Genomic DNA, 17,597 nt, shown 5'->3' with positions numbered 1-17,597 from the left:
AAAATATACCATGAAAAATATATACATTATACACAAAGCTGTCTTGCTTCTTGGTTCTTTTTTCTTTGTTCTAAATACTCAAAGTCAAGAATTAGAAACCTATATTAATAAAGCTTTAGATAATAATCCGGAAATTCAAAAGTTTGAATTGCAATATTCTATTGCTTCCGAAAAAGTAAATGAAGTAAATACATTACCTAATACTGAGTTTGGTGTTGGGTATTTTATTAGTGAGCCAGAAACAAGAACAGGAGTACAACGTTTTAAGATTTCTGCAAAACAAATGATGCCTTGGTTTGGAAGCATTACAGTAAGAGAAAATTATGTAAGTACTTTGGCTGATGTTAAATTTGAAGATATTGTAATAGCTAAAAGAAGACTAATTTCTTCGGTTTCGCAATCCTATTATACTTTATACGCAAATAAGGCAAAACAGTCAATTTTAATTGAAAACATTAAACTGCTTAAAACCTACGAAACATTAGCTTTAACATCTGTTGAAGTTGGTAAAGCATCTGTGGTAGATGTATTGCGATTGCAAATGCGTCAGAATGAAATGCAACAATTATTAGAAATATTAAAGCAACAATTTTTGGCTGAACAAACTAAATTTAATAAACTATTAAATCAGGATAAAGCGATTAAAATTAATGTTATAAATAAATTGAATTTACCTTCTGAAGATTTTGAAATAAATTCTAAAAATTTAGCATTACATCCTGAGTTATTAAAGTATGATAAGTTGTATCAATCTATAGAAAAATCGGAATTATTGAATCAAAAGGAAAGTAGTCCAATGATTGGTTTTGGATTGGATTATATAAACGTTGAAAAGCGCACAGACATGAACTTTAATGACAACGGAAAAGATATTATTATGCCAATGGTTTCTATTTCTATTCCAATTTTCAACAAGAAATACAAATCAAAAAGTAAGCAAAACAAACTGCAGCAACAAGAAATAGCGACTCAAAAACAAGAACGGTTCAATAGTTTAGAAACAATTTTAGACAAAGCTTTAAAGGATAGAATCTCTGCAAGAATTAGTCATAAAACACAAACTAAAAACTTAAAACAAGCTAAAAATGCTGAAACGATTTTAGTAAGAAGCTACGAAACGGGAACAATTAATTTTAAAGATGTTTTAGACATTCAAGAACTACAATTAAAGTTTCAAATAAATCAAATAGAATCCATCAAAAAATATTATTTACAAACTACAATTATTAACTATTTAACAAATTAAAATTCAATTATTTAATAACTATAAAATCAATTTAAAATGAAAACAGTAAAAACAATTTTAGGAGTATTCGTATTAGGTATTATGCTAACAACAATAGCTTGTAAAGATGCAAAAAAAGAGACTAAAACTACCGAAACAGAACAAGTAGAAAAGAAAGGCAAAGAATATACCTCTGCATATATTTGCCCAATGCATTGTGAAGGTAGCGGGAGCGACATGGAAGGTAAATGTCCAAAATGTGGAATGGATTACAAAAAAAATAAAAACTATAAAAAAGAGAACATATCCTTGAATACCAATCAAGATGGAAGTTCAGAAATAATTTTAAAAGATTACTTCAACCTAAAAGATGTTTTGGTAGGTGATGATGAAAACAAAGCAAAAGAATTTGGAATTGTATTGAAAAAAAGTTTAGGGAATTTAGACGTTTCTAAATATACAGAAGAGCAACAAACAGCATTAAATGAAATCATCGAAGATGCAGTAGAACACGCTGAACATATTTCAGTAAGCCCAATGACACATCAAAGAGAGCATTTCAAAATATTAAGTAAAGATGTTACAGATATGGTTGCAATTACTGGTACCGAAAATACTTTATACGAGCAATTTTGCCCAATGTATGACGGAGGTAGTGCTTGGTTAAGCATGAGTAAAGATGTTAAAAACCCTTATTACGGAAGCAAAATGTTAACTTGTGGTAAAGTTCAAAAAGAAATTAACTAAATGAAAATTGTTAAAATCATAACAATTATTATACTGGTCGTTTTTGTGGGCATACAATTTGTGCCCACAGAACGTAACCAAAGTGACGTTATACCAATAACCGATTTTATACTGGTTAATAATGTGCCTAACGACATTAAAAAAAAATTGCAAGTATCTTGTTACGATTGCCACAGTAATAACACAAATTATCCTTGGTATAGTAAAATACAACCTGTTGCTTGGTTTTTGGATGATCATGTTAAAAATGGAAAAGATGAATTGAACTTTAGTGAATGGAATTTGTTATCAAATCGAAGAAAATCGAGTAAAATTAAATCAATAATTAAACAAATTGAAAATAACAAAATGCCTTTAAGTTCATATACTTTCATTCATAAAAACGCATCATTATCAGGAGTTGAAAAACAGCGTATTCTTAAATATTTAAATCAATTAAAATGATTTTATTAAACAATAATAAATTTAAAAATAGAAAAATCATGGCAAAATTAATAAAAACAATTTTAGGAGTATTTATATTAGTTCTTATGCTAACAACCGTTTCGTGTAAAAATGCAAAAAAAGAGATTAAAAATACCGAAACCGAACAAGTAGAAAAGAAAGGAAAAGAACATACCTCTGCATATATTTGCCCAATGCATTGTGAAGGTAGCGGAAGCGATATAGAAGGTGAATGCCCAAAATGTGGAATGAATTACGTGAAAAAAGAAGACCATAACGCTAACGGACACAAGCATTAATTATAAATTCTAAAACATAAAGGAATGAATCAAACTCTACACATTAAAAACATGGTTTGTAATCGTTGCATTTCAACAGTTTTATATGAATTTAATATGTTGAGACTTGATGTAAACCATATTGAATTAGGTCAAGTAGAGTTTGTTAAAACTGATGATTATAAAAAACTAGCAAAACTAGAAACGGTTTTAAAATTACATGGTTTTGAAATCATTAAAGAAGAATCAAAAGCATTAATTGAAGCCATAAAAATTGCACTTGTTAAAAAAATAACTTCTAATAGTACAGAAAATTTAACTCAGTTTTTATCAAAACGTTTTAATAAAAATTATGCTATTTTAAGTAAAGCGTTTAGTAAAAGTGAAGGTGTTACTATTGAGAAATATGAAATACTTCTCAGAATTGAAAAAATAAAAGAGATGATACAACTTGGGCAATTAAATTTTTCTGAAATAGCCTATAGTCTTAATTATAAATCGAGTAGTCATTTAGCGAGGCAATTTAAAACTGTAACAGGAATGTCGATGAGTAATTATAAAAATTTACAAGAATGGAACCGACAAGAACATGACCAAATTGTATCAAAATAAAACCTAATTGTGAAAACAGATAGAATCATGAAGCTGTAATTTTGTTATCAACTTAAAAATTAATAAAAATGAAGCACACATATATCGTATCTAAAATGACCTGCGGCGGTTGTAAAGCATCTGTTGAAAAAAGTTTAAACGCTTTAGAAGAAGTAACATCGGCTGTTGTTAATCTTGAAAAAGGAGAAGTAGAAGTTAGCATGAGTAGCCATATCGCTATAGATCAATTACAAAAAGCATTGCCTTCTAAATATACTATTTCAATGAAAGAAGATGAAAAGCACTTAGTTTCTTCTCAACCTTCAAGCTTTACAACTGAAGGAGAAAAAACGAAAATCCAACAACTAAAACCATTGTTGCTTATCTTGTTTTATATCACCGTTGCAAGTGTATTATTACATTATAAAAATTGGAGCTGGAGTGAATTTATGCTCGATTTTATGGGTTTATTTTACATTGTATTTAGCTTTTTTAAAATGTTAGACTTAAAAGGATTTCCCGAATCTTTTAAAATGTATGACCCTTTAGCAAAACGTATTCCTATTTATGGATGGATTTATCCTTTTATCGAAACCATTTTAGGTTTAATGCTCTTGATGAGATTTGAAGTAAACATCGCTTTAATCATTACGCTTGTTGTATTAGGAATAACAACAATTGGGGTAACAAAAACATTATTAGATAAAAAATCAATACAATGTGCTTGTTTAGGAACCGCTTTAAAATTACCGATGACAGAAGCAACGTTTATAGAAAATACAATTATGATTGTAATGACATTATTAATGCTATTAAATATATTTTAAAATGAATAAAACTATCTTTAAAATATCAAAAATGGATTGTCCTTCAGAGGAAAACCTGATTAAAATGAAGTTATCTGATGTTGATGGTATTAAACAACTTGATTTTAACTTAAAAGATAGAATTTTAACAATATTTCACACAAATAATGCCACCTATATCGAAGAAGCGATAAAGGACTTAAACCTAAAAGAACATAAAATTAGCTCAGAAAAAACAAGCATTACTCTCAATGAATCCAAAACGAGTCAGTCAAAAACTTTATGGACTGTACTCTTAATAAACTTTTTATTTTTTTTAATAGAAATGTATACCGGTATTATTTCAAAATCGATGGGTTTAGTTGCAGATAGCTTAGACATGCTTGCAGATTCTTTTGTGTACGGATTAAGTCTTTTTGCTGTTGGAGGCACTATTTTAAAAAAGAAACGCATCGCAAAATATGCTGGTTATTTTCAAATATTACTTGCTACCATAGGTCTTATAGAGGTTGTACGAAGGTTTATAGGTTTTGAAATACTGCCAATCTTATCTACAATGATTACAGTGTCTGTTTTTGCCTTAATAGCAAATGGTATTTGCCTTTACATTTTACAAAAATCAAAAAGTAATGATGCACATATGAGAGCAAGTATGATTTTTACCTCTAATGATGTTATCATAAACATTGGAATAATAATAGCGGGTCTATTAGTAAATTGGTCTAACTCTGGTATTCCTGATTTAATAACAGGAATCATTGTATTTGTGTTTGTAATTCAAGGAGCAACAAGAATTTTAAAATTAAGTAAATAAAAAATTACTGTAATGAAAAAATATATAATTTATATAGGGGTATTAGTAATAGGGTTATTATTTGGGTGGTTATTATTTGGTAATTCACCTAATAAAGATACTTCTCATAATCATTCTCAACCAGCTAAAGAAACGAACCAAAAGTGGACCTGCTCTATGCATCCACAAATTATGCAACCCGAAGCTGGCGACTGCCCTATTTGTGGTATGGATTTAATTCCTGCTGAAACAAGTGCCGAAGGTTTAAATGCTGATGCGTTTAAATTAACAAAAAACGCCATGGCGTTGGCAAATATTCAAACATCAGTTGTTGGTAATAATTCTAATGAAGCCGCTACCTATAAATTAACAGGAAAGATTAGCGAAAATGAAGATGCAAACGTAATACAAGCGAGTTATTTTTCAGGAAGAATAGAACGTTTAAATATTAGCTCAATAGGAGAAGAAATTAAAAAAGGAAAACTATTAGCTACTATTTATTCACCTGAGTTATTTGCAGCGCAACAAGAATTAATCACTGCTTCAACATTAAAAGAATCGCAACCCGAATTATATAAAGCTGTACGCAATAAATTAAAGCTTTGGAAAATTTCTGAAAGTCAAATTAATCAAATTGAAGTATCAAAAAAAGTAAAAAAAAATCTTCCTATATATGCAAATGTTTCTGGTACTGTATCTGAAAAACTAGTAGCACAAGGCGACTATGTAAAACAAGGACAAGCTTTATTAAAAATAACAAACTTAAATACCGTTTGGGCTTTATTTGATGTGTATGAGAATGAAATCTCGTTATTTAAAAAAGGGCAAGATATTACGGTTACCACCAATGCTTATCCAAATAAAAAGAATAACAGTAAAGTCGCTTTTATCGATCCAACATTAAACGCCACCTCAAGAACGGTTAAACTTCGCGTAGTTTTAAATAATAAAAATAGAGAATTTAAAACAGGAATGTTTGTTGAAGGAAATATTAAGAGTGCAACCTCTAAAAAGAAACAACTTTTAATGATTCCTAAATCGGCAGTATTATGGACAGGAGAACGCTCTGTTGCCTATTTAAAAACAAATCCTAATAAACCAATTTTTGAAATGAAAGAAATTACAATTGGTAAACAATTAGGCGAAAAATATGAGGTTATTGACGGACTTGTACATGGTGACGAAATTGTAACCAATGGTACTTTTACTGTTGACGCTTCTGCGCAATTACAAGGCAAAAAGTCGATGATGAATAAAAAAGACAACCAAACTAGTACTGATCATAAAAAGCATCGTAAAACAGCACCGTTAAATACCACAAAAAAGGAGCGACTTAAAGTTGCTGTTGAATTTCAAGAACAATTAAAAGTTGTTTTTAATAATTATATCGAACTAAAAGACGCTTTAATTAAAGAGAATGTTACTACTGCTACTGAAGCTACAAAAAAGACGATAGCTAATCTAACCAAGGTTGATATGAAATTACTGAAAACAAACGATACACATTTAAAATGGATGTTTTTTGATAAAGAAATTAAAGCAGCACTTAGTTCAATTTTTAAAGCCGCCGATATAAAAGAACAAAGAAGTCACTTTAACCATTTATCGTTATACTTAATAAGTGCTATTGAAACTTTTGGAATAAACGAGAAAGTCTATAGTCAATTTTGTCCGATGGCAAATAGTGATAAAGGAGCCTATTGGTTAAGTAAGGAAGAAAAAGTACTAAATCCATATTTTGGTGATGCCATGCTTAAATGTGGTAGCGTAAAAAAGGTGATTGAATAATTTACTACTTTTGAAATAAAAATTGTAATAAAAATGCTTACTTTTCTCCCCCCACTACTAATACACCTTTTTTTCAGTATAGCGATAGATCAATAAGTTACAAATTTATAAACTAAATAATAGATGAGTAAAGAATTTAAAACTTTATTACTCCAATATTAATGGCAAGCCAAATAAGATATATTAAAATTATATATTTCATCTGCATATAACCTTAACAAATAAAAAAATGATATTTTTTTATTATTTTGCTTTTATAAAATTGTGAGACTAAGAAGCATAAACTAAATATAAAGTTTATACTTACAGTTTACAAGACAAAAATAATTCAAGGTTGTAATCAGAGCTCTCTTAATAAAATAAGTACTTTATTTATCTTATAATAATCTACTATTTTTAAACGACAAAGTTACAAATCATATTTGTTAATCTAATAAATTGCAAAAGCAGCTAGCTTAAACTAATATCAATAAAACTAAATTAAGTTCTTTTATTTATTTTAAGATAAAGTATTAATATAGTTTTAAACACAAGTTAACACACCCTATTATAAGGAATACACCTATAATTTTACAACAATATTTGTATTAAAAAAAATAGAGGAGAAACATTTTTTTCTTAAAAAACTATGAAATTTCATATTAAGTGAAATTTTGAAACTATTTTTGTTCCGGCACACTTGCTTTGTATATTTCTACCCCTTTAGATGAGATTATTTTATAATTCGTATTTGCTTTTATTAAAATTGATTGTCCTTTATCTATATTTATACGGTTAAGGTTTTGTATTACAGTAGCTGATCCTTCTAAAATTATTAATATTTCTACAGATTTTGATTTTGATTTGTATTTTAAATCTTTTGCTAATTCAATTTTACTTAGTTTAAAATCCTTTGCTTTTGTTCTATAAACTAGTTCATTATTTGCATAGTTTTTAACCCCATATAGAACATTAGGTATTGTCTCTTCAAATTTTGTATTCTTTAAAAGCTCTTCAACATCAATGTACTTGCTTGTTAAACCTCCTCTTAATACATTATCAGAATTAGCCATTAACTCTATGTTTTTCCCTTCTAAATAAGCATGAGGAAGACCTGCGTCTTGAAAAACAGCTTCTCCTTTAGATAAGTTTACAATATTAAAAAAATAGATAGAAAATATTCCTCTATCAATGTTTTTAGAACTTTTATTAACTAATGCTTTTGCTGCCCAATACTCAGGAGATGTTTTTTCTAACTCATTATTTAAAAATTTTGGTAAAATTCTTTCTGCCAATGGTTTTAAAATTGTATTTACACGTTCTTGAGAAAACTCCATAACCATTTTATATAACTCAAAATAATTATTTTCTTTAAAAGTATCTAACAAAAAGTTTAATTCACTTGTTTCTTTTAAATTTCTTATCAATTTACCTCTTTGTAAGAAACCGTGTAACAACCAGAAATCACTTAAAGCTACCATTACTTCTGGCTTATGATTTCTATCTTTATAATTTCTGTTTTTTGCTGTTAAAGCAACACCTCTTTTATTTTCAAGATCAAACCCTATTTCTGCTGCTTTTTTAGTTGGGTGTACTTGTATAGATAGCATTTTATTTACATCTAACACTTTAAATAAATAAGGTAATTTACCGAAAGTATTTGCGACTCTTAATCCTAAAAATTCAATTGGCTTTTGTTTTAAAAAGAAATCTAAAGAAAAATTTCCTCTTTTAGTTCTAATAGTTGAAGGAGCTTTTAAATGCGCTCCTAACCAATACTCAGCATAGGTAGCCATGCTTTTCTTTTTACTAATTAAGTTTGGGATAAACTTTTTTCCACCCCAATCATAATTTTGTACTTTTCCTTCTATTAAAAAAACATTCTTAAAATTTTGGTCTAGAGTAATCATAACATTTATTTTTTAACAGTTAATTATTTCGTTAATCGAATACACTCTTCTTAGTAATACTCTTTCTTCTTTTTTATTAAATAAATCCTTTTCTGATATATTTAATATTTTATTTATAAAACTGATATTTAACATACTCATTGGTTTTGTATGTATAATTAAACCAATATTATTTATTGTTGATAAAAAACGTACACCTGCCTTTACAGCTAACATTGCTTTTTTCTCTTTTCTCAAAGTTAAAATTGAAATGTCTTTTTTTGAATATTCTTTCAATGCACATAAAAGTTCAATTATTGCTTGATGATTACCATTGTTAATTAATAATATTTTTATTCCTTGATTAATAAATGATTTTAAAAAAGAAGTTTTTAAAATATTAATATCACTTTTATTAAAAATTATGATTATTCCTTTCTTCATATTTATACTTGAGATAAAGATTGATTCAGTTTTATTGATGTCTTTGTAACTGAATTATTCTTATTACTTTTTGTTTTATTATAAAACCATGCTATTTTACCTAATTGCCCTATTATTTTTACTGAATCTTTCATAGATAATTTAGAACCATCAGCATGAATCCATCTTTTTAATGGTTGCTCGCATAATATTTCTTTTGCTCTCTTTAATCCAAAATGAAGTGTTATCCTTCTAAAAATTTCTACATCAAATATCCATTGTGTTATAAATTTCTTTCCAAATGAGATTTCAATAATATCTTTCTTAAAAATTTTAGCTCCACACTGTGTATCATTAAAATCCATTGAAAGAATTTTTCTAATAACAAAGTTTATTGTTAAACTTATTATCTTTCTTGCTGATTCTTTTGTAATATTTGCTCCCATCCTACTCATTCTTGAGCCGCTTACTATTTTATATTCAGAATTTTCTATGGTTGAAACTAAATCATCGAAATCTGTTAGGTCTGTAGATAAATCTGCATCTAAAAAACCGATATAATCTAAATCTTCTTGCTTAGCCATATATAACATTCCTTGTCTTACGGCTTCAGCCTTTCCTCCATTCTTTTCACAATTGTATACTGTTATAAAGTCTTCTCTTCCTTTTCTCAGCCTATTTAATACTTCTAAAGTTTTGTCTTTACTTCCGTCGTTTACAAAACATAAATGATACCCTGAATTTTTATCAATAAAATTTGTAAACTCTTTACTTAACAATCTTTTCTCTTCGTTATAACAAGGTATTACTACACCAACACATCTTTGTTGTATAATTACCCTATCATATTTCACAGCTTTATTAGTTGTTTCCGGAACCCCTATTAACCTTTTTACTCTAGCACAAACCTCACTTAAACTTAAAGGTTTTTTCATATAATCATTAATACCTAATTCAAAACCTTCAGTTATTATTTGATCATCAGTATTCCCAGACAAAATCATAATAGGTGTAGAAGATTTTTTCACTTTTCTTACATGTTTTACTACTTCCATTCCAGAAACTAGAGGCATGTTAATATCTACAATTACTAAGTCTGGTTGAAAAGAATTATACAAGGCTATTCCTTTTAACGCATTAGATTCTGTAATAACTTCATACCCTAGTTTTTTTAATCTATTTTCTAAAGGGATTAAAACTAATTTTTGATCATCTATTGCTAATACTTTCATAATTGATAGTTTTTATTGCTTAATTACATTTCAAAAATAGCGCAACTAACTATTAAAAAGTAAGTTACCCCCTTTAGGGGATGTTTTGTTTAGACGAGCGGATGTTTACTTCTGTTAAATAAAATATAAACCATCATTTAATATATATATATTTACATTATTGAAAAAAAGTGCTTTATTTTATGAAAGAAACTTCTAATAAATATTTAATTACTGCCATACTGTTAGCTATTGCTTTTCATGGAAGCAGTATTTTTTTTACTTTAGAAACTACCTATGATGCCTTAATTCATTTATTTTTTGCAGATCATTATGCCAATAGCTGGTTTGAGCCATGGAACTACAAATGGTACACAGGTTTTACAGTAATGAGTTATCCTCCTTTAGTGCATCAATCAATAGCTTTATTGTCTTTTGTTGGTGGCTTAAAGTTTGGAATGTTTACCGTAGCACTTATTGCTATTATTTTGTTTATTACAGGAGTATATCGGTTTTCATTGTTAATAACCGCACATAGAAAGTCTGCTGGTTATGCAGCAGTATTAGCTGTATTTTCCTCTTCATTTATAGAAACCCTGCATATTTTTGGTCAATTACCAAGTATTATTGGTATTTCCATATTAATGCATGCCTTACCTGAAATTTATTTATGGTTAAAAACTGGTAAATATTGGTACTTGGCTACTTCGCTTTCTTTAATTTCAGTAACAGTTACCTCACACCATGTAACACCAATATTTGGGATGATCTTTTTCATTTTCCCTTTAATTGGTTTGGTTATTATGGATGCTTGTAAAGAGGAGGTTAAAACCATGAAAGCAGTACGATTTAGGCTTTTTTTAAAATATTTTGCAAAGCTCTTTAAACGTATGATTGGTTTTGGAGGCCTCTCTTTAGTTATTATTATAGGCTGTTTACTCCCTTATTGGATCAATTCTAAAAAAAACCCAATTACGCAAGTACCTATTCCGCATGGATCTCGTGATAACTTTTTAGAAATAACCTCATCTGGGCTAGTCTTTTTTACTATACCATGGGGGATATTATTAATTCTTTTACCTTATTTTTTTTATAGATATTATAGTAAGCGATATTTATTTTTTGGTTTATCTTTTACCATTTGTGTTGTTTTAGGTACAGGTGGTACAACCCCAATTCCTAGAATGGTTTTAGGAGAAACCGCTTTTAATATTTTAACTTTAGATCGCTTTACTTTATGGGCATCTATTATGGCATTACCTTTATTAGGTGAATTTACTTTTCGGTTTGTAAATGGTGATTTAAAAACAATGATTCAAGATAAATTCGGTGCAATATATCATCGTATTATTGGTGGCATTTTAGCAGGTTTATTTGTATTAATCGCTATTTTTACAATGAGTTTAGGATACTTTAGACCGTCACAACCTCAAAAAATAAAAATGCTTCCCATTGTTAACTTCTTAAATCAAGACGATCATGATAAGTGGAGGTTCTTAACTTTAGGATTTGGTGATCAAATGGCTTGGTTAAGCACTTTAACCAATGGTTTATCTGTAGATGGAAACTATCATTCTGCAAGACGATTACCAGAGCTAACTACACGACCTATTGAACGTTTAGAAAACTCAAAATTTAAAGGTGTTGCAGGTATTGGTTCTTTACAGCAATTTTTAACAACTCCAGCTAAATATAATTTAAAATACATATTTTCTAATGATAAATTTTACGATCCAATCCTATACTTTTGTGGATGGCAACGCTTGCGACAATTAGAAAACGGAATTATGGTTTGGGAGCGTTTAAACATACCTCCCCTCTCTTCTATTTTACCAAAAGAAGACGTAAATAAATGGCAAAAAATTCTTTGGGGATTAATGCCTTTTATAACCGTACTTATTGCTTTTGTTTTAAACATACAAATGTTGTGGGTAAATACTTTAAAATCTAGGCTTAAGAAAGCTCCTGAGTTTTTAAAATTCCAAAATAACTACACAAAATTCTCTAAAGGGCTTTTAAAAGTAACTCATATTTGGGTTATTATTTTGGCAATTATTTTAGGCTACGGTTTTTACGAATTTTACGTAAAAAATGATTCCCATAGAAGTCCTGAAAATGCTATTATGGCATATTATGACGCGTTAGATTTTAAAGAGTTTGAAAAAGCTTATAATTTAATAGATCCGAATAGCGAAGTAACTATTACACAATTTATGCTAGAAACCTCTGTTACCGATGGTTTATTAAGTAGTTATGCAAAGCTAAACGCTATTGTAACTACAATACTTCATAAAACAGATAGTTCTGCTACTTTAAAAGTTGCCACTGATTGGATTACACCTCTTGAAAAAATTAATAAGAACGAATACAAGTATCTCATAAAAGAGAAAGGTAAATGGTATATACAACCATTAGAATTAAATAATGATTTACCTCCTGATCAATTGTATGCCAATAATACTACCAGTTATTTTAACCAAGGTAGAAGACGTATTACTACTGAACAAACATTACATGAAGATGTATTAAAGCAGCCTGTTTTAGAAGTACTATCTGCTAAACTCATTAAATTTAAACAGCACTACGCTATTATTGGAGAAATACAAAACATAGACAATGTTCCTGCTGATGTTGTTTTAAAAGGAACCTTGTATAACGATGCTAATAAACAACTAGCAACCTATGATGCGAAATACCATGTTAAACATAAATTAATGCCAAAAGAAACAAGTTCTTTCAAAATTAATTTTGAAGGTATTGCCTGGTCTAACACCAAAGATTCTATTCCAAAAACTTTTAACCCTGATGAATTTACGCCAATTGCTTTTGAAGAACAACCAACCAAATTCAATTTACATATTGCTGGAAATGTTTCTGGATCTGATTTATATAAAAATAGTGTTTTAAGCGATATTGAAGTACAAGAAAAAAGTATTAATGGAACTATTTTTAACAGTGGTTTACAAGAAATAACAGTACCTCAACTTTTGGTTAGTTATTACAACGAAAATAAAGACTTACTTTGGGTTGATCATCTATTTGTTAAAGAAGGTGTTCGACAACAACGAAAACAACCTTTTGAGTACAGTATATTAGCTTGTGATTCTATTAAAACTATTTATACAGATATGAAGAATGTTTTCGTAAATGGTTTGCCTAATGAAACAATAGCTAATAAAATAGTAGGTAAAAGAATAAAAAAGCACACTTCTAAAGAACTACAAATAATACAACACTCATATTTTAAGTACATAAATATTGAAATAAACACCTATATTGGTAATCCGAATTAATGAATATTAAACATACATACCTTTTTTTTTTAGGGTTGATACTTTTATCATCCTTTTCACTGCTACAAGAAACAGAAATACCTTCTGAAATAAAACTAATTACTACCACTACTAATTTTCAAGCAGGAAATACTATTATCCTAAAGTTTTCAACATCAGAAACTGTTAAACCTTTTTTATATTGTACTAATAGTTATGGTACGGTACTTATTGAACCTATTTTAAAAAACAAGTTACTCTGCTATGTTATACCTAAAACTATATCTAAAAAAAGAGGGGTTATATATTGGGAATTAAACGGAACCTCACTTACAGGAAAACTAATCGTTAAACCTATACAGAAAGTAGCGACTATGGAGACTTATGTTGGACCACCAAGTATTGAAGCTGGTAGAAAAGATTATAGTATGCTTATTATTATACCTACTGACTCTTTAGATAATCCTTTAGCTGAAAAAACTTTAGTTACTACTAAATACCAATTTTTAAATCAGCAAAAAGAAGAACCTATTCATATTAAAAACTTAATTTCACATAAAAATTTATATTCTCCACTAAAAAGTGGACGTATATTAGTCTCTTCTGAATGTTTAGATGAAAACTCTAAAGAGTTTACCGTTATTGTATATCCTGCTAATCCTAGTGATTTTAAAATTACTGCAGAAAGACATCATTCGTATGCTGACGGAAATCAAATCACTACTTTTTATTCTTCTGTTATAAAAGACACTTATAATAATATTGTAAGTGACGGTACCTTTGTTAATTTTTTCATCAGAAATAAAAAAGGAAACATTTTAAAAACATTTGGAACGACCATTAAAGGTATTGCTACCGCTAAAATGATTCATCCTGATTGTAAAACAACCTGGAGGGTAAAAGCTTATGTAGAAGGTATGGCAGAAAGTAATACTATTACCATTGAATACGAGCAAGTTTTAAAAGATTTTGAAGTTGATTTCTCTAAAAATAATAGACTCATCACAATAGGACCTTTACAAAGTTTTATGAAACAAATCATACCTGATGGACTCGAGGTTCGTTTGTTTGTATATAAAAATAATGTACTATTAAATTCTGAAATAAAAACTTCTTATAAAGGGTTTGTTAATTTTAATTTGAATACTGCTGCTTACAAAAAAGATACCTACACTATAAAAATTGTAATCGCTGGCTTAGAAAAAAAGTTTAAAACAAAAACACTATGGTAGGTCTTAATAGAAACATAATTCGTTCCATTTTAATAGCTTCATATATTATGATTATAGCTACCATTATAGCTGGTATTAGCGCATTATTTAGTTACTTAAATACAGGTGCTGATAGAAGTACGATGCTACATACCGAAATTGCAAAAGAAATATTATATACTCCCAATATTAAATGGACTCCTTTACTAAATGAAGGCAGGCTAATGGACACAGAAAATCTAAAAAATTTAGAACGTGATTATTTAAATGCTTGGTATGTAAGACATATTGCGAACAAAACAAATACAACTATTGGTATTGAAGATTATTATACAAATAATTCACGCCAAAACTTGTATGATATTATAGCTATTAATAAAAAACAACAAACTACTATTGATGCTACTACTTTAGAACATCAACCTACTTTAGATTTTTTTAGTGAAGACGGCCAATTAGCAGTAATAACAGATACTAATATTGAATACAAACGTATTTTAAAAAACAATAAACTTATTACTGAAACTACTGAACAAGCCACTTACAAAATTGTATTCCTATTAGAAGATGGTTTTTGGCGTATTAGACATTTAGTAAAAGAAAACAATGAAAGGTATAACGTTAATAAAAAACCCATTGCTACAGATAGCTTACACATAAAAGGGATAAATTATTACCCACAAGATACTCCTTGGAATATGTTTGGAAACGCTTTTAATAAAGATACTATTAACAAGGATTTTAAAATTATTAAAGAAGCTGGTTTAAATTCGGTTCGTATTTTTATACAGTATGAAGACTTTGGAAAGGCAATAGTAAAAAAAGAAAAACTAATTAAACTAAAACAAACATTAGATGTAGCAAATGTAAATAACTTAAAAGTGGTACTAACATTGTTTGATTTTTATGGTAATTATTCAGTATTAGATTGGACTTTGAATCAACAACATGCTGCAACAATTATTACTGCTGTAAAAGACCATAGTGCATTACTTGCTTGGGATATTAAAAACGAACCAAATTTAGATTTTAAATCTAGGGGTAAAAAAATAGTTACAGCATGGTTAGACAATATGATAAGCTTAGTAAAATCTATAGACTCGAAACATCCTGTTACCATTGGTTGGTCTGATACACAAAGTGCCTTAATTTTAAAAGATAAAGTTGATTTTATATCCTTCCATTATTATGAAGATTTAGCTAATTTAACAACATCTGTAGAAAAACTAAGAAAAAAAACACCTAACAAGCATTTAGTAATGCAAGAGTTTGGAATTTCTTCTTATAGTGGTTTTTGGAAACCCTTTGGCAGCTCCAAAGAAGACCAAGCTAATTACCATAAAAAAGCCCAAGAATTAATTGAAGCGAATAACTTGCAATTTATGTCTTGGACTTTATATGATTTCGAAAAAGTTCCTAAAAATGTCGTTGGAAATCTTCCTTGGAGAAAAAATCCCCAAAAGAAATTTGGTTTTATAGATAAGAAAGGAAATACAAAGCCAGCATTTAAGTTTATTTCTAAATAGATAAAGAGTCTGAAAATATACTTTCAGATGCTTCTTTGTTAAAAATAATTTCTTGAAATTTATTTAAATACATGTTTGTGATTCTTTCCATTGGAAATGCTGTCGCAGCTTTATAGTTTGCTTCTCCCAATGCTATTCTATATGCATCATTTATAACAATAGCTTCAATTGCATCTGCTAAACTGGCTACATTTTCTGGTTCAAAAAACTCACCTCTATAGCCTTCATCCTTAACTAAAGTAGCTAAATCACCTAAGTTAGGCATTACCACTGCTTTACCATAACTACCTGCCTGATGCAAAACACCAGAACTACCTGTTGTAGAAGTATAAGGAAATACAACAACAGCACTTTCATTAAATAACGGTTCTACCTCACATTCTTCTACATAACCAGTAAAATTAATTTGAGAAACATTTTTATACTTTTCTTTTACAGAAGCTAAATACCCTGGAACATTAGGGTTATCCGTTCCTGCAATCACTATTTCTAAGTTTAAACCTGTTGATGCTCTAATTTTTTCTACAGCCTCAATCATAGGTTCTACTTTTTTATAAGTACCAAACTTACCAAAAGTCATTATTTTTAAAGGTCCCTTCGCTAATATATGAGATGGTTTTTTAGGGATCTCAAAAGTTCCATGAGGAATCATTTTTATATTATTCACTTTATATTTTTCTTGTAAAGTTGTTACATATTTATCCATAGTAACAGCTACTAAATCTGCTTTTAAAATTAGCTTTGTTAGACTTGTTCCTATAAAATAATATGCTTTTTGTAGAAATTTACTTGATGTGAAACCAGCGCATTCTAAATCTGTTTGTTCTAAAATATTATGTAATAGTACAATTGTAGGGATTTGCTTTAATTTACAAATTAAAGGTAAAAATAAACCTAAAGCTGCTGCCACTTTTTTATCTCCAAACTTCATAAATTGTAAATTAAATAATATTGCGTCTGGCCTTACTATATTAATTGCTCTTACAACATTTATAACGTTTGCATAACTATTAAACCTCCAACATTCTTTCACTGTAACTTTACATCCATTTTCTGTAAAATTAATTTCTTTTCCTTCAGGAGTTTCATCTGTTAATAAAACTAATTCAGTTACTTTTTCATTCTGTCTAAAACTTTTAACTAAATGATATGCATATTCATTTAAAGTTACTTTACTTGGCGGGTATGATGTTACAATTGCTAATTTCATGATCTTTTAAGTTTAATTATAGTTCAAATCTCGGGTAAAAGAAGAAGAAAAAAAGACTCATTGCGCTGAACAACAATTAACTATAGACCAAATGAGTAAAGCTTTAGTTTTGTATTTTACATGCCCATTTAACGTTCGTTAAACAGAAAATATATAAATAGTAATGATGTGTCTATTTATACATTTAAGTACTAAATTAAAGAA

Annotated in this window: 15 protein-coding genes; 11 read left to right on the top strand and 4 right to left on the bottom strand. The window is 28.5% G+C overall.

Features of this window, described 5'->3' with window-relative positions; translation table 11 throughout:
* The first annotated feature begins 10 nt into the window (after positions 1–10).
* From H0I30_RS00730 to H0I30_RS00695, 8 genes are all read left to right on the top strand, one after another.
* Entirely contained in the window at positions 11–1,246 is a 1,236-nt protein-coding gene (locus H0I30_RS00730) for a TolC family protein (RefSeq protein WP_218772405.1), read from the top strand.
* Positions 1,247–1,282: 36 nt separating this feature from the next.
* The gene (locus tag H0I30_RS00725; protein ID WP_218772404.1) at positions 1,283–1,972 is read left to right on the top strand and encodes a DUF3347 domain-containing protein; all 690 of its coding nucleotides are present in this window, start codon (positions 1,283–1,285) and stop codon (positions 1,970–1,972) included.
* Positions 1,973–2,416 carry a heme-binding domain-containing protein gene (locus H0I30_RS00720; protein ID WP_218772403.1) on the top strand — a complete coding sequence of 148 codons (444 nt, stop codon included), beginning with the start codon at positions 1,973–1,975 and terminating at the stop codon, positions 2,414–2,416.
* Between the two features lie 38 nt (positions 2,417–2,454).
* Positions 2,455–2,715, top strand: a complete 261-nt coding sequence (locus H0I30_RS00715; RefSeq protein ID WP_218772402.1) for a heavy metal-binding domain-containing protein — start codon at positions 2,455–2,457, stop codon at positions 2,713–2,715.
* Positions 2,716–2,739: 24 nt separating this feature from the next.
* Complete coding sequence (locus H0I30_RS00710; RefSeq protein WP_218772401.1) at positions 2,740–3,306, top strand: AraC family transcriptional regulator; 567 nt, start codon at positions 2,740–2,742, stop codon at positions 3,304–3,306.
* Between the two features lie 68 nt (positions 3,307–3,374).
* A complete protein-coding gene (locus H0I30_RS00705; protein ID WP_218772400.1) occupies positions 3,375–4,112 on the top strand; it encodes a heavy-metal-associated domain-containing protein in 738 nt (245 codons plus the stop codon).
* A 1-nt stretch (position 4,113) separates the two neighbouring features.
* Positions 4,114–4,905 (top strand): cation transporter, encoded by a 792-nt coding sequence (locus H0I30_RS00700; RefSeq protein ID WP_218772399.1) that lies wholly within the window; start codon positions 4,114–4,116, stop codon positions 4,903–4,905.
* 12 nt (positions 4,906–4,917) lie between these two features.
* Positions 4,918–6,672: an efflux RND transporter periplasmic adaptor subunit gene (locus H0I30_RS00695; protein WP_218772398.1), complete on the top strand. Its 1,755-nt coding sequence runs from the start codon at positions 4,918–4,920 to the stop codon at positions 6,670–6,672.
* A gap of 659 nt (positions 6,673–7,331) precedes the next feature.
* Here the strand turns inward: H0I30_RS00695 and manA are convergent.
* From manA to H0I30_RS00680, 3 genes are read right to left on the bottom strand one after another with little or no spacing between them, the layout of a single operon-like run.
* Complete coding sequence (manA, locus tag H0I30_RS00690; protein ID WP_218772397.1) at positions 7,332–8,561, bottom strand: mannose-6-phosphate isomerase, class I; 1,230 nt, start codon at positions 8,559–8,561, stop codon at positions 7,332–7,334.
* A gap of 12 nt (positions 8,562–8,573) precedes the next feature.
* Positions 8,574–8,984 (bottom strand): hypothetical protein, encoded by a 411-nt coding sequence (locus H0I30_RS00685; RefSeq protein WP_218772396.1) that lies wholly within the window; start codon positions 8,982–8,984, stop codon positions 8,574–8,576.
* 2 nt (positions 8,985–8,986) lie between these two features.
* Positions 8,987–10,195, bottom strand: a complete 1,209-nt coding sequence (locus H0I30_RS00680) for a response regulator (RefSeq protein WP_218772395.1) — start codon at positions 10,193–10,195, stop codon at positions 8,987–8,989.
* A 182-nt stretch (positions 10,196–10,377) separates the two neighbouring features.
* On the opposite strand from H0I30_RS00680, the gene H0I30_RS00675 reads away from it, so the two are divergent.
* The 3 genes from H0I30_RS00675 to H0I30_RS00665 are packed head-to-tail and all read left to right on the top strand — an operon-like array spanning position 10,378 to position 16,183.
* Positions 10,378–13,467: a hypothetical protein gene (locus H0I30_RS00675; RefSeq protein WP_218772394.1), complete on the top strand. Its 3,090-nt coding sequence runs from the start codon at positions 10,378–10,380 to the stop codon at positions 13,465–13,467.
* Entirely contained in the window at positions 13,467–14,678 is a 1,212-nt protein-coding gene (locus H0I30_RS00670) for a hypothetical protein (RefSeq protein ID WP_218772393.1), read from the top strand. The genes H0I30_RS00675 and H0I30_RS00670 overlap by 1 nt, the downstream gene beginning before the upstream one ends.
* Positions 14,672–16,183 carry a glycoside hydrolase family 2 TIM barrel-domain containing protein gene (locus tag H0I30_RS00665; RefSeq protein ID WP_218772392.1) on the top strand — a complete coding sequence of 504 codons (1,512 nt, stop codon included), beginning with the start codon at positions 14,672–14,674 and terminating at the stop codon, positions 16,181–16,183. The genes H0I30_RS00670 and H0I30_RS00665 overlap by 7 nt, the downstream gene beginning before the upstream one ends.
* On the opposite strand, the gene H0I30_RS00660 is transcribed toward H0I30_RS00665, so the two are convergent.
* On the bottom strand, positions 16,176–17,393 hold the full coding sequence (locus tag H0I30_RS00660; protein WP_218772391.1) for a glycosyltransferase: 1,218 nt from the start codon (positions 17,391–17,393) through the stop codon (positions 16,176–16,178). The genes H0I30_RS00665 and H0I30_RS00660 overlap by 8 nt on opposite strands.
* Positions 17,394–17,597 lie beyond the last annotated feature (204 nt).

Origin of the sequence: Tenacibaculum sp. AHE14PA, assembly GCF_019278465.1 — a bacterium.
In the GTDB taxonomy this organism is placed as follows: Bacteria; Bacteroidota; Bacteroidia; order Flavobacteriales; family Flavobacteriaceae; genus Polaribacter; species Polaribacter bernardetii.
The sequence above is the reverse complement of the archived record's forward strand: the minus strand, read 5'-3'. Positions and strand labels throughout refer to the sequence as shown.